The following is a 13,381-nucleotide window of genomic DNA, read 5'->3' as shown; positions in this document are numbered from 1 at the left end:
GCAGTGCCCTCCAAGGAACCCCCGCGCCGCCGGGTCCCCGGCCCGGCGCGCCCCCGCGGCGCGGCGCCCCGCTCCGGACGGCCCCGCCCCGACGCGCGACGGCGGTCCGCGCCGGCCGCGCGCCGGCCGGCCCCGCGCGCCCGCTCCGGCCGCCCGCTGCGGCTCGGCAGCCCGCGCCCCCGGCTCCGGCTGGTCAGCCTCGCCCTGACGCTCGTCATGATCGCGTTCGTCGTCCGGCTCCTCCAGGTCCAGGCCGTCGACGCCAACGCGTACGCCGCCAAGGCGGACAAGAACCGCTACCTCAGCTACACCGTCGCCGCCGAGCGCGGCGAGATCACCGACCGCAGCGGCATCGCGCTGGCCACCAGCGTCGACGCGTACGACATCACCGCCGACCCCAAGATGTTCACCCCGGCCGACAGCAAGGCCCCGGACGCCCCCCAGCAGGCGGCCGCCCTGCTCGCGCCCATCCTCGGCGCCGACGCCGCAGAGCTGACCAAGAAGCTCGCGAAGCCCAAGAGCCGGTACGCCGTGCTCGCCCGCCGGCAGACCCCGCAGGTCTGGAAGCAGATCAAGGACCTCAAGTCGGTCTTCGCGGAGAAGGCGGCCAAGGACAAGGCGGCCGGCGGCCCCGGCGCCAACGTGCTCGCCGGTGTCTTCCAGGAGGCGACCACCAAGCGGGTCTACCCCAACGGCGGGCTCGCCGCCGGGATACTGGGCTACGTCAACGCGGAGGGCAAGGGCGCGGGCGGCCTCGAATCGCAGCTGGACAAGGAGCTGGCGGGCGAGGACGGCACGATCAAGTACGCCCAGTCCGGAGGCCGCCGGGTGCCCACCGCGGGCACCAAGGAGGTCCCGGCCGTCGCGGGCTCCGACATCGAGCTCACCATTGACCGCGACATCCAGTGGGCGGCCCAGAAGGCCATCTCCGAACAGGTGGAGAAGTCCAAGGCCGACCGAGGCTACGTCGTCGTCCAGAACACCCGGACCGGCGAGGTGCTCGCCATGGCCAACGCCCCCGGATTCGATCCCAACGACCTCTCGCAGGCCGACGCCGCGTCCCTGGGCAACGCCGCGCTCCAGGACGTGTACGAGCCCGGCTCCACCAGCAAGGTCATGTCCATGGCCGCAGTGCTGGAGGAGGGGGCCGCCACCCCCGGCACCCACGTCACCGTCCCCAACCGGCTGCACCGCGGCGACCGGCTCTTCAAGGACGACATCGACCACCCCACCTGGTCCCTGACGCTCAACGGCGTACTCGCCAAGTCCAGCAACATCGGCACCATCCTGGCCGCCGGACAGCTCGGCAAGACGCAGGCCCAGGCCAACAAGACGCTCTACTCCTACCTGCGCAAGTTCGGCATCGGCTCACCGACCGGACTCGGCTACCCGGGTGAGACCCCCGGCATCCTCGCCAAACCGCAGGACTGGTCGACCTCGCAGCAGTACACGATCCCGTTCGGCCAGGGGCTCTCGCTCAACGCCATGCAGGCCGCCTCGATCTACTCCACGATCGCCAACGGCGGGGTCCGGATCGCACCCACCCTGGTGCGCGGCACCAAGGGGGCCGACGGCCGCTTCACCACCGCGGACGCCCCCGAGCAGTCCCGGGTGGTCAGCGAGAAGACGGCGAAGACACTCGCGAAGATGCTGGAGTCGGTGGTCGGCGACCAGGAGGGCACCGGAACCCAGGCCAAGATCCCCGGCTACCGGGTCGCGGGCAAGACCGGTACGGCCAACCGGGTCGATCCGGTACGCGGCGGCTACCACGGCTACACCGCCTCCTTCGCCGGTTTCGCCCCCGCCGACAACCCCCAGATCACCGTCTACTGTGCGATCCAGAACCCCACCAAGGGCGGCTACTTCGGCGGCCAGATCTGCGGGCCCATCTACAAGCAGGTCATGGAATTCGCGCTCAAGACGCTTCAGACCGCACCCTCCGGCAGCGAGCCGGCCAGGCTGCCGGTGTCCTTCAAACCCGGCGAGTGAACTCGGGGAGACCCTCCAGTGACAACCATCACCCCTGATCCAGGGAACCGGAACGGGAACCACCACGGCCCCGGCCCCTCACTTCGCGAGAGGCCGGGTGCTCCCGGTACGCTCACCGCCGTGTCCCACGCTGAACAGTCCCGAACCACCCAGAAGGACGCCCCTGTGAACTACCCGGGAGCGCCCCGCCCGGATCGGCTGCGGCCGACCTCCATCGCCGATCTGGCCGCCCGGCTGGGAGTCGAACCGCCGGGTACCGGCGAAGTCACCGGCATCACCCACGACTCCCGGGCCGTACGCCCCGGAGACGTGTACGCGGCCCTGCCCGGCGCCCGCCTGCACGGCGCCGACTTCACCGCCCAGGCGGCCGGCCTCGGCGCCGCCGCCATCCTCACCGACCCGGCGGGCGCCGAACGCGCCGCCGCCACCGGACTCCCGGTGCTGGTCATCGAGGACCCGCGCGGCCGGATGGGCGAACTCGCCGCCGAGATCTACGGGCACCCCGGCACGGACCTGCTCCAGATCGGCATCACCGGGACCTCCGGCAAGACCACCACCGCCTACCTCATCGAGGGCGGTTTCCGCGGCGCAGGGCGCAGCACGGGCCTGATCGGCACCGTGGAGATGCGGATCGGCGACGAGCGCATCAAGTCCGAGCGGACCACGCCCGAGGCCACCGACCTGCAGGCCCTGCTCGCCGTCATGCGCGAGCGCGGCGCCGACGCGGTGACCATGGAGGTCTCCAGCCACGCCCTGGTGCTCGGCCGGGTCGACGGCTGCGTCTTCGACGTCGCCGTCTTCAACAACCTCAGCCCGGAGCACATGGAGTTCCACTCCGGCATGGAGGACTACTTCCAGGCCAAGGCGCGGCTGTTCACCCCGCAGCGCAGCAGGCAGGGCGTCGTCAACTTCGACGACGAGTACGGCCGCAGGCTGATCACCGAGGCGTCGGTCCCGATCACCACCTTCTCCGCGGAGGGCCACCCGGACGCCGACTGGCGGGCCGAGGACGTCGAGGTCGGCCGGCTCGGCTCCACCTTCACGGTCGTCAGCCCCAAGGACGAACGGGCCACCGCCAGGGCCCCGCTGCCCGGACCGTTCAACGTCGCCAACACCCTGGCCGCGATCGTCACCCTCGCCGTCGCGGGCATCGACCCGCAGATCGCGGCCGACGGCGTCGCCGTCGTGCCCGGGGTGCCCGGCCGGCTGGAGCGGATCGACGTCGGACAGCCGTATCTCGCGCTCGTCGACTACGCGCACAAGACCGACGCCGTCGAATCGGTGCTCCGCTCCCTCCAGCGGGTCACGGAGGGCAAGCTGCACATCGTCCTCGGCTGCGGCGGCGACCGCGACACCACCAAGCGCGGCCCGATGGGAGCGGCCGCCGCCCGGCTCTCCGACACCGCCGTGCTGACCTCCGACAACCCCCGCTCGGAGGACCCCCTCGGCATCCTGGCCGCCATGCTCGCGGGCGCCGCGGAAGTGCCGGTGCACGAACGCGGCGACGTCCTGGTCGACGCCGACCGGGCCGCCGCCATCGCCGCCGCGGTCGGTCGGGCCGGGCCGGGCGACACCGTGATCGTCGCGGGCAAGGGCCACGAGCAGGGCCAGGACATCCACGGCGTCGTGCGCCCCTTCGACGACCGGGTGGTCCTGCGCGAGGCCATCGAGCGGTCCATGGGACACGAGAGCGCCGCCCACCGCGCCCCCACCCACGAGAACAACAGTCAGGGATGACCAAGTGATCGCCCTTTCCCTCGCCGAGATCGCCGAAATCGTCGGCGGGCAGTCGTACGACATACCGGATCCGGCAGCAACCGTCAGCGGGCCAGTCGTCATCGACTCCCGGGCGGTGAAGCAAGGCAGCCTCTTCGTCGCCTTCGCCGGTGAACGGGTCGACGGCCACGACTACGCGCAGCGCGCCGTCGAGGCGGGCGCGGCAGTCGTGCTGGCCGCCCGCCCCGTCGGCGTTCCCGCGATCGTCGTGGACGACGTGGTGGCGGCGCTCGGCGCGCTCTCCCGCGCCGTCGTCGGCCGCCTGGGCACCACCGTGGTCGCCCTCACCGGATCCGCAGGCAAGACCTCCACCAAGGACCTGATCGCCCAGCTCCTGGAGCGCAAGGGCCCCACCGTCTACCCGGAGGGCAACCTCAACAACGAGATCGGTCTGCCGCTCACCGCGCTGCGCGCCACCGAGGAGACCCGGCACCTGGTCCTCGAAATGGGTGCGCGCTACATCGGTGACATCTGCTACCTCACCGGTCTCGTCCCGCCCCGGATCGGCCTCGTCCTGAACGTCGGCACCGCGCACATCGGTGAGTTCGGCGGCCGAGAGCAGATCGCCCAGGCCAAGGGCGAGATGGTCGAGTCCCTCCCCGCTGAGGGTCTCGCCGTACTCAACGCCGACGACCCGCTCGTCCGCGCCATGACCTCCCGCACCAAGGCACGGATTCTGCTCTTCGGCGAAGCCGCGGAAGCGGACGTACGGGGAGAGAACGTGCGGCTCACCGACGACGGACGCCCCGCGTTCCGCCTCCACACACCCACCGGGTGCAGCGATGTGACCATGCGCCTGTACGGTGAGCACCACGTGTCGAACGCGCTCGCCGCGGCCGCCGTCGCCCATGAGTTGGGCCTGTCCGCAGACGAGATCGCCGAAGGGCTCTCCGAGGCGGGCACCCTCTCCCGCTGGCGCATGGAGGTCACCGAGCGTCCGGACGGCGTGACGTTCGTCAATGACGCCTACAACGCCAACCCCGAATCCATGAGAGCCGCGCTGCGCGCGCTGGCCGCCATGGGGAAGGGGCGTCGTACGTGGGCGGTGCTCGGCCAGATGGCCGAGCTCGGCGACGCCTCGCTCACCGAGCACGACGCGGTCGGACGGCTTGCCGTCCGGCTCAACGTCAGCAAGCTCGTCGCGGTCGGGGGCAGAGAGGCCTCCTGGCTGCAACTGGGCGCATACAACGAGGGTTCGTGGGGTGAGGAGTCGGTGCATGTGTCCGACGCGCAGGCTGCCGTCGACCTGTTGCGCAGTGAACTGCGCCCGGGAGACGTCGTGCTGGTGAAGGCGTCCCGGTCGGTCGGCCTGGAGCAGGTCGTTACGGCACTGCTGGAGAACGCGACCGAGGGCGAGGTCGCCGGCCGATGAGGCAGATCCTCTTCGCGGGGGCCATCGGGCTCTTCCTGACCCTGGTCGGTACCCCGCTGCTGATCAAGCTGCTGGCCCGCAAGGGATACGGGCAGTTCATCCGGGACGACGGCCCGCGCAGCCACGGATCGAAGAAGGGCACGCCCACCATGGGCGGCATCGCCTTCATCCTGGCGACGATCATCGCGTACGTCGCCTCGAAGCTGATCACCGGCGAGGACATGCGCTTCTCCGGCGTGCTGGTCCTCTTCCTGATGGCGGGGATGGGGCTCGTCGGCTTCCTCGACGACTACATCAAGATCGTCAAGCAGCGCTCGCTCGGCCTGCGCGCCAGGGCGAAGATGGCCGGCCAGCTGATCGTCGGCATCGCCTTCGCGGTGCTCTCGCTCCAGTTCGCCGACGCCCGCGGCAACACCCCCGCCTCCACCAAGCTCTCGTTCGTCGAGGACTTCGGCTGGTCGATCGGCCCGGTGCTGTTCGTGGTCTGGGCGCTGTTCATGATTCTCGCCATGTCCAACGGCGTGAACCTGACGGACGGTCTGGACGGCCTCGCCACCGGTGCGTCGGTGATGGTCTTCGGCGCCTACACCTTCATCGGGCTCTGGCAGTTCCAGGAGTCCTGCGCCAACGCGGCCACCCTCACCAACCCGAGCGCCTGTTTCGAAGTACGAGATCCACTCGACCTCGCGGTCGTGGCCTCCGCCCTGATGGGCTCCTGCTTCGGATTCCTGTGGTGGAACACCTCGCCCGCCAAGATCTTCATGGGGGACACCGGTTCGCTCGCCCTCGGCGGCGCGCTCGCCGGTCTGGCGATCTGCTCCCGCACGGAGTTCCTGATGGCGGTGCTCGGCGGCCTCTTCGTGATGATCACGATGTCCGTCGTCATCCAGGTCGGCTCGTTCAAGATGACCCGCAAGCGGGTGTTCCGGATGGCGCCGCTCCAGCACCACTTCGAACTAAAGGGGTGGTCCGAAGTCCTTGTCGTGGTCCGCTTCTGGATCATCCAGGGCATGTGCGTGATCGTCGCTCTCGGCCTCTTCTACGCAGGATGGGCAGCCAAGAAGTGAGCAACACGGACTGGCGGGGCAAGCACGTCACGGTCGCCGGACTCGGGGTCTCCGGGATCCCGGCGGCCCGGGTGCTGAACGGTCTCGGCGCCGTCGTCACCGTCGTCAACGACGGGGACGACGACCGCTCGCGCGCCCAGGCCGCGGAGCTGGAGGCGCAGGGCATCACCGTGCGCCTCGGCGACGGGGCCACCCTGCCCGGGTCCACCGAGCTCATCGTCACCACCCCGGGCTGGAAGCCCGACAAGCCGCTGTTCGCCGCGGCCGCCGAGGCGGGCGTCCCCGTCTGGGGCGACGTCGAACTCGCCTGGCGGCTGCGCGGACAGGACGGCCGCGAGCCGGCACCCTGGCTCGCGGTCACCGGCACCAACGGCAAGACCACGACCGTCCGGATGCTCGCCTCGATCCTGGAGGCGGCCGGTCTGCGCACCGCCGCCGTCGGCAACATCGGCGTCTCGCTCCTGGACACGGTGCTCGGGGACGAGAAGTACGACGTACTCGCCGTCGAGCTGTCCAGCTACCAGCTGCACTGGTCGCCCTCGCTGCGCGCCCACTCCGCGGCCGTACTCAACCTGGCCCCCGACCACCTCGACTGGCACGGCTCCATGGCGGCGTACGTCGCGGACAAGGGCCGGATCTACGAGGGCAACACCGTGGCCTGCGTCTACAACGTCGCGGACGCGGTCACCGAGGAACTGGTGCGCGAGGCGGACGTCGAGGAGGGCTGCCGGGCGATCGGCTTCACTCTCGGTACCCCCGGGCCCTCCCAGCTCGGGGTCGTCGACGGAATCCTCGTCGACCGCGCCTTCGTGACGAACCGGCAGAAGCAGGCCCAGGAGCTCGCCGAGGTCGCGGACGTGAACCCGCCCGCCCCGCACAACATCGCCAACGCGCTGGCGGCCGCGGCGCTGGCCCGCGCCTTCGGCGTCGCCCCGGCCGCCGTGCGCGACGGGCTGCGGAACTTCCGCCCCGACCCGCACCGCATCGAGCACGTCGCGGACGTCGCCGGGGTCACGTACATCGACGACTCCAAGGCCACCAACACCCACGCCGCCGAAGCCTCGCTGGCCTCGTACGAGCCCATCGTCTGGATCGCCGGCGGACTGGCCAAGGGCGCCACCTTCGACGAGCTGGTGACCGGGTGCGCGGGCCGCCTGCGGGGCGTCGTACTGATGGGCGCCGACCGCGCCCTGATCCGCGAAGCCCTCGCGCGACACGCGCCCGAGGTCCCGGTGACCGACCTCGACCGGACCGACACTGGTGCGATGTCGGAGGCGGTCCGCGAGGCGGCACGGCTCGCCCGGCCGGGAGACACCGTACTGATGGCCCCGGCCTGCGCCTCGATGGACATGTTCACCAACTACAACAAGCGGGGCGAGGCCTTCGCGGACGCGGTCCGCGCACTCGCCGCCGAGAGCGCCTGACGGGCCCGGCCTCCACGCCGTACCGTCCCGGGACAACCGGGTGCGTACGGCAGTGCCGTGGGCGCGGGCCCTCGGCACCGAAGCCCCGGGCACGAGCAGTGGAGGGGACAGGACCATGCCGGCCGAAGAGAGCCCTGCCGTACGCGGCGGGGACCGCTCACGGGCGACCGCGGCGATCAGCCGGGCGCTCCATCCGCCCCTCCTGGCGACCGCGGGCGCCCCGCTGCCGGACGGACTCGCGCTCCGCGTCCGCTCCGCGCCCGGCTCCCGGCGGCCTCCCGCCGCCCGCTCCAGGAGCACGGGCGGTCCCCGCACCCCGCGCGGCGGCGGTGTGCGGCGGCTCTACGAGCAGGCACGCCGGGCCTGGGACCGGCCGCTGACGGCGTACTACCTCATCCTGGGTGCCGGGCTGCTCATCACCGTGCTAGGGCTCGTGATGGTCTACTCCGCCTCGATGATCAAGGCGCTGGAGCTCGACAAGCCCGGCACCTACTTCTTCCGCAAGCAGTTCCTGGCCGCCGTCATAGGGGCCGGGCTGATGGCGATCGCCGCCCGGATGCCGGTGAAGCTGCACCGCGCCCTGTCCTACCCGCTGCTGATGGGCGCCGTCTTCCTGATGGTGCTGGTCCAGGTGCCGGGGATAGGGATGTCGGTCAACGGCAACCGCAACTGGCTCTACCTGGGCGGCCCCTTCCAGCTCCAGCCCAGCGAGTTCGGCAAGCTGGCCCTCGTCCTGTGGGGGGCCGACCTGCTCGCCCGCAAACAGGACAAGCGGCTGCTGAACCAGTGGAAGCACATGCTCGTGCCGCTGGTGCCGGTCGCCTTCATGCTGCTCGGGCTGATCATGCTCGGCGGTGACATGGGCACTGCGATCATTCTCACGGCGATCCTGTTCGGGCTCCTCTGGCTGGCCGGGGCCCCCACCCGGCTGTTCGCCGGGGTGCTCGCCACCGCCGGACTGATCGGCTTCGTGCTGATCAAGACCAGTCCGAACCGGATGGCCAGGCTCGACTGCATGGGTGCGAGCGAGCCGGGACCCGGCGGCTCGTGCTGGCAGGCCGTGCACGGTATCTACGCTCTGGCGTCCGGCGGCTGGTTCGGATCCGGGCTCGGTGCGAGTGTGGAGAAATGGGGTCAACTCCCCGAACCCCACACCGACTTCATCTTCGCCATCACGGGGGAGGAACTGGGGTTGGCGGGGACGCTGTCGGTACTCGCCCTCTTCGCGGCTCTAGGCTATGCGGGTATCCGCGTGGCCGGACGCACGGAGGACCCCTTCGTGAGGTATGCCGCGGGAGGTGTGACCACCTGGATCACGGCTCAGGCCGTGATCAATATCGGTGCGGTGCTCGGTCTGCTTCCGATCGCCGGCGTCCCGCTCCCGCTGTTCTCCTACGGAGGGTCCGCCCTGCTTCCGACCATGTTCGCTGTCGGGCTGCTGATCGCGTTCGCGCGAGAGGATCCCGCCGCGAAGGCGGCCCTGGCCATGCGGAGGCCCGGGGTGAGATGGAAGACGATGAGACGGCGCATCAAGAAGCGTTCGTCCGGAGAGCGGTGAATTTCGGTGCATGTCGTACTCGCCGGTGGGGGGACCGCCGGCCACATCGAGCCCGCGCTCGCCCTCGCGGACGCCCTGCGCAGGCAGGACCCGAGCGTGGGAATCACCGCTCTCGGCACGGAGCGCGGACTCGAGACAAGACTCGTACCCGAGCGGGGGTACGAACTCGCCCTGATCCCGGCCGTACCGCTGCCGCGCAAGCCCACCCCCGAACTCATCACCGTCCCGGGCAGGCTGCGCGGCACCATCAAGGCCGCCGAGCAGATCCTGGAGCGGACCAAGGCGGACTGCGTGGTCGGCTTCGGCGGTTACGTCGCGCTGCCCGGCTACCTCGCCGCCAAGCGCGCCGGGGTGCCGATCGTGGTGCACGAGGCCAACGCCCGGCCGGGCCTGGCCAACAAGATCGGTTCGCGGTACGCGCACGGGGTCGCCGTCTCCACCCCCGACAGCAAGCTCCGCGGTGCCCGCTACATCGGCATTCCGCTTCGCCGCACCATCGCCACCCTGGACCGGGCCCGGGTCCGTCCGGAGGCGCGTGCCGCCTTCGGGCTCGACCCCAACCTGCCGACGCTGCTGGTCTCCGGCGGCTCGCAGGGCGCCCGCCACCTCAACGAGGTGGTCCAGCGGGTCGCCCCGCTGCTGCAGCGCTCTGGAATCCAGATCCTGCACGTGGTCGGCCCGAAGAACGAAATGCCGCGCGTGGACAACATGCCCGGTATGCCGCCCTATATCCCGGTACCGTATGTGGACCGGATGGACCTCGCGTACGCCGCGGCCGACATGATGCTCTGCCGCGCGGGCGCGATGACCGTGGCGGAACTTTCCGCCGTCGGGCTGCCCGCCGCCTACGTCCCGTTGCCGATCGGCAACGGCGAACAGCGGCTCAACGCCCAGCCGCTGATCAACGCCGGCGGCGGTCTGCTGGTGGATGACGCCGCGCTCACCCCGGAGTGGGTGCAGGGCAACGTCCTTCCGGTGCTGGCGGATCCGCACCGGCTGTACGAGATGTCCCGCGCTGCCGCCGAGTTCGGCCGCCGGGACGCCGACGACCTGCTGGTCGGCATGGTGTACGAGGCGATTGCCGCACGCCGAGGCGCGTGAGGCGGACGGGTCCGGGGGCGGCGCCCCCGGACCCGGCATAAGGAGCGAGCGTGGCCGGACCGACGACCGCCCAGCGCGGTGCAGGGCAGCAGGAGGACACCCCGGACCGGCCGCCGCGCCCGGGGACCGAAGGACGCCGGATGTCCCGGCGGACCCTGCTGATCGTGATCGCCGCGGCCGTACTGCTGCTCGGCTCAGGCGCCGTCTGGGCGCTCTACGGCTCCTCCTGGCTCCGCACCGAACAGGTCCGGATCACCGGTGTCGACGTACTGTCACCGGCCGAGGTGGAGTCCGCCGCGGCGGTGCCGATGGGGTCTCCGCTCGTTTCCGTGGACACGGATGCCATCGCGGACAGATTGCGCCAGAAGTTGCCTCGTATCGACTCGGTGGATGTCGTACGGTCATGGCCGCACGGCATCGGACTTAAGGTGACCGAACGAAAGCCGGTCCTGTTGGTGAAAAAGGGCGCAAAGTTCATTGAAGTGGACGCCAAAGGCGTGCGCTTCGCCACGGTGGACAAGGCACCCGGGCGCGTACCCCTGCTGGAACTGACCCCTGGTCGGTCGGCGAGCCTGCGCCGTTTCGGCAGCGACCGGCTGGTGCGGGAGGCGGTCCGGGTCGCGGGCGACCTTCCGGGCGGCATTGCCGGGGACACCAAGGTCGTGCGGGTCACCTCGTACGATTCGGTCTCCCTGGAGCTCACTCGGGACCGTGAGGTGATCTGGGGGAGTGGTGAAGAAGGTGCTGTGAAGGCGAAAGTCCTCACCGCGCTCATGAAAGCCGCTCCCAAAGCAGGACACTTCGACGTGAGTGCACCCACCGCTCCTGCGGTGTCGGGTAGTTGACGCACATTCGGCCTGGCCAGCACCCTGGTTGGTCAGCGCTACGGGTGATCACATAGGGTGAAAAGAAAAACGGGAGGTTCGGCGTGTTCGTTGAACGTGCGCCACTTGTCGACTTAGTGTCCTGTTCGGAAGAGTCCATGAAGCAGACACACTGGTAACCCTAAACTTCAACGTTAGGGTTTGGGTCGGCGTTCGGACCGTCCCAATCGGCATCCGTCGTCGCGGCGGGACTACCGCCAAGCGACGACACGTAACTCGAGGCGAGAGGCCTTCGACGTGGCAGCACCGCAGAACTACCTCGCAGTCATCAAGGTCATCGGTGTCGGCGGCGGTGGTGTCAATGCCATCAACCGAATGATCGAGGTCGGTCTCAAGGGCGTCGAGTTCATCGCGATCAACACTGATGCGCAAGCCCTGTTGATGAGCGACGCCGACGTCAAGCTCGACGTCGGCCGTGAACTCACCCGTGGCCTCGGCGCCGGGGCGAACCCGGCCGTCGGTCGCAAGGCGGCAGAGGACCACCGTGAAGAGATCGAGGAGGTCCTCAAGGGGGCCGACATGGTCTTCGTCACCGCAGGCGAAGGCGGTGGCACCGGAACCGGTGGCGCACCCGTCGTCGCCAACATCGCGCGTTCGCTCGGCGCCCTGACGATCGGTGTGGTCACCCGCCCGTTCACCTTCGAGGGCCGGCGTCGCGCAAACCAGGCGGAGGACGGCATCGCCGAACTCCGCGAAGAGGTCGACACCCTCATCGTCATCCCCAACGACCGACTGCTGTCCATCTCGGACCGCCAGGTCAGCGTGCTCGACGCGTTCAAGTCGGCCGACCAGGTGCTGCTCTCGGGTGTCCAGGGCATCACCGACCTCATCACCACCCCGGGTCTGATCAACCTCGACTTCGCCGACGTCAAGTCGGTCATGTCCGAGGCCGGATCGGCGCTCATGGGCATCGGCTCCGCACGCGGCGACGACCGCGCGGTGGCGGCGGCAGAGATGGCGATCTCCTCGCCGCTCCTGGAGGCGTCCATCGACGGCGCCCGCGGTGTCCTGCTCTCCATCTCCGGCGGCAGCGACCTCGGTCTCTTCGAGATCAACGAGGCCGCCCAGCTGGTGAGTGAGGCGGCGCACCCGGAGGCGAACATCATCTTCGGCGCGGTCATCGACGACGCGCTGGGCGACGAGGTGCGGGTCACCGTGATCGCCGCGGGCTTCGACGGCGGACAGCCGCCGGCCCGTCGCGAGAACGTCCTGGGCGCGAACTCCACCAAGCGTGAGGAGTCCGCCCCGCCGGTCCGGGCCGCTGAGCCCGTGCGCCAGTCGAGCGGACTGGGCTCCGTGCCCCCGCGCGAGGAGACCCCGGTCCAGGCAGAGCCGGTGCCGGCGGCCAACGAGAGCCACCTCCCGCCGGTCGCTCCGCCGCACGTCCCGCCGGCCCGTCCCTACCAGGACTCCCAGGCCGAAGAGCTGGATGTTCCGGATTTCTTGAAGTGATAGATCCGCATCACGCAGTGAGCGAAGAGAATTCTGTCTCTTCGGGGGGCGGCGCCCACTTCTCCTTCACCGACAGGTGGGGAGGGGTGAGCGCCGCCCCGTATGCGGAGCTCAACCTCGGCGGCGCGGTCGGTGACGACCCCGCCGCCGTTCTCGCCAACCGGGAGCGCGCCGCCCGCGGGCGCGGGCTCGACCCGGCGCGGGTCGTCTGGATGAACCAGGTCCACGGCCGGGACGTCGCCGTGGTCGACGGACCGTGGGGCGACGCCTCCGAGATTCCCGCCGTGGACGCGGTGGTGACCGCGCGGCGCGGACTCCCGCTCGCCGTTCTCACCGCGGACTGCACCCCCGTACTCCTCGCCGACCCGGTCGCCGGGATCGTCGCGGCGGCACACGCGGGCCGTCCAGGTCTCGTCGCCGGAGTGGTGCCCGCCGCGGTCGGGGCCATGGTCCGGCTCGGCGCGGACCCCTCGCGGATCATCGCCCGCACCGGGCCGGCCGTCTGCGGACGGTGCTACGAGGTCCCGGCCGCGATGCGGGACGAGGTCGCGAAGAGCGTCCCCGCCTCCTGGTCGGAGACCAGCTGGGGAACCCCCGCCGTGGATGTCACCGCCGGGGTCCATGCCCAGCTCGACGCCCTCGGAATCACCGACCGGCACATGTCGCCCGTTTGCACTCTCGAATCGGGTGACCACTTCTCGTACCGACGCGACCGCACCACCGGGCGGCTCGCCGGATATGTCTGGCTGGACGGATAG

General features: G+C 70.5%; 10 protein-coding genes. All 10 read left to right on the top strand.

Features of this window, described 5'->3' with window-relative positions:
* Positions 1–3: 3 nt before the first annotated feature.
* Positions 4–1,989, top strand: a complete 1,986-nt coding sequence (locus OG892_RS09515; protein ID WP_073735533.1) for a penicillin-binding protein 2 — start codon at positions 4–6, stop codon at positions 1,987–1,989.
* Positions 1,990–2,007: 18 nt separating this feature from the next.
* On the top strand, positions 2,008–3,726 hold the full coding sequence (locus OG892_RS09510) for a UDP-N-acetylmuramoyl-L-alanyl-D-glutamate--2,6-diaminopimelate ligase (RefSeq protein ID WP_371628906.1): 1,719 nt from the start codon (positions 2,008–2,010) through the stop codon (positions 3,724–3,726).
* A gap of 4 nt (positions 3,727–3,730) precedes the next feature.
* Positions 3,731–5,137, top strand: coding sequence for a UDP-N-acetylmuramoyl-tripeptide--D-alanyl-D-alanine ligase (gene murF, locus OG892_RS09505; protein WP_073735531.1), 1,407 nt, complete (start codon positions 3,731–3,733; stop codon positions 5,135–5,137).
* Positions 5,134–6,204, top strand: a complete 1,071-nt coding sequence (gene mraY, locus OG892_RS09500) for a phospho-N-acetylmuramoyl-pentapeptide-transferase (RefSeq protein WP_073735530.1) — start codon at positions 5,134–5,136, stop codon at positions 6,202–6,204. The genes murF and mraY overlap by 4 nt, the downstream gene beginning before the upstream one ends.
* Positions 6,186–7,628 (top strand): UDP-N-acetylmuramoyl-L-alanine--D-glutamate ligase, encoded by a 1,443-nt coding sequence (gene murD, locus OG892_RS09495; RefSeq protein WP_371628905.1) that lies wholly within the window; start codon positions 6,186–6,188, stop codon positions 7,626–7,628. Before mraY ends, murD begins: the two co-directional genes overlap by 19 nt.
* Before the next feature lie 115 nt (positions 7,629–7,743).
* Positions 7,744–9,186, top strand: coding sequence for a putative lipid II flippase FtsW (gene ftsW / locus OG892_RS09490; protein ID WP_199884396.1), 1,443 nt, complete (start codon positions 7,744–7,746; stop codon positions 9,184–9,186).
* A gap of 6 nt (positions 9,187–9,192) precedes the next feature.
* Positions 9,193–10,287: an undecaprenyldiphospho-muramoylpentapeptide beta-N-acetylglucosaminyltransferase gene (gene murG, locus OG892_RS09485; protein WP_073735528.1), complete on the top strand. Its 1,095-nt coding sequence runs from the start codon at positions 9,193–9,195 to the stop codon at positions 10,285–10,287.
* A 50-nt stretch (positions 10,288–10,337) separates the two neighbouring features.
* The gene (locus OG892_RS09480; protein WP_073735527.1) at positions 10,338–11,132 is read left to right on the top strand and encodes a cell division protein FtsQ/DivIB; all 795 of its coding nucleotides are present in this window, start codon (positions 10,338–10,340) and stop codon (positions 11,130–11,132) included.
* A 276-nt stretch (positions 11,133–11,408) separates the two neighbouring features.
* Positions 11,409–12,623: a cell division protein FtsZ gene (ftsZ, locus tag OG892_RS09475; RefSeq protein WP_073735525.1), complete on the top strand. Its 1,215-nt coding sequence runs from the start codon at positions 11,409–11,411 to the stop codon at positions 12,621–12,623.
* A gap of 17 nt (positions 12,624–12,640) precedes the next feature.
* Positions 12,641–13,381, top strand: coding sequence for a peptidoglycan editing factor PgeF (gene pgeF, locus OG892_RS09470; protein ID WP_328867371.1), 741 nt, complete (start codon positions 12,641–12,643; stop codon positions 13,379–13,381).

The sequence above is a fragment of the Streptomyces sp. NBC_00341 genome, assembly GCF_041435055.1.
Lineage (GTDB): Bacteria > Actinomycetota > Actinomycetes > Streptomycetales > Streptomycetaceae > Streptomyces.
This window is presented reverse-complemented; position numbering and strand designations above follow the sequence as displayed.

Bases quoted from the DNA above. Each gene is read 5' to 3' on its own strand.
- ftsW (WP_199884396.1), top strand. From the start codon at position 7,744: ATGCCGGCCGAAGAGAGCCCTGCCGTACGCGGCGGGGACCGCTCACGG.
- mraY (WP_073735530.1), top strand. From the start codon at position 5,134: ATGAGGCAGATCCTCTTCGCGGGGGCCATCGGGCTCTTCCTGACCCTG.
- murD (WP_371628905.1), top strand. From the start codon at position 6,186: ATGGGCAGCCAAGAAGTGAGCAACACGGACTGGCGGGGCAAGCACGTC.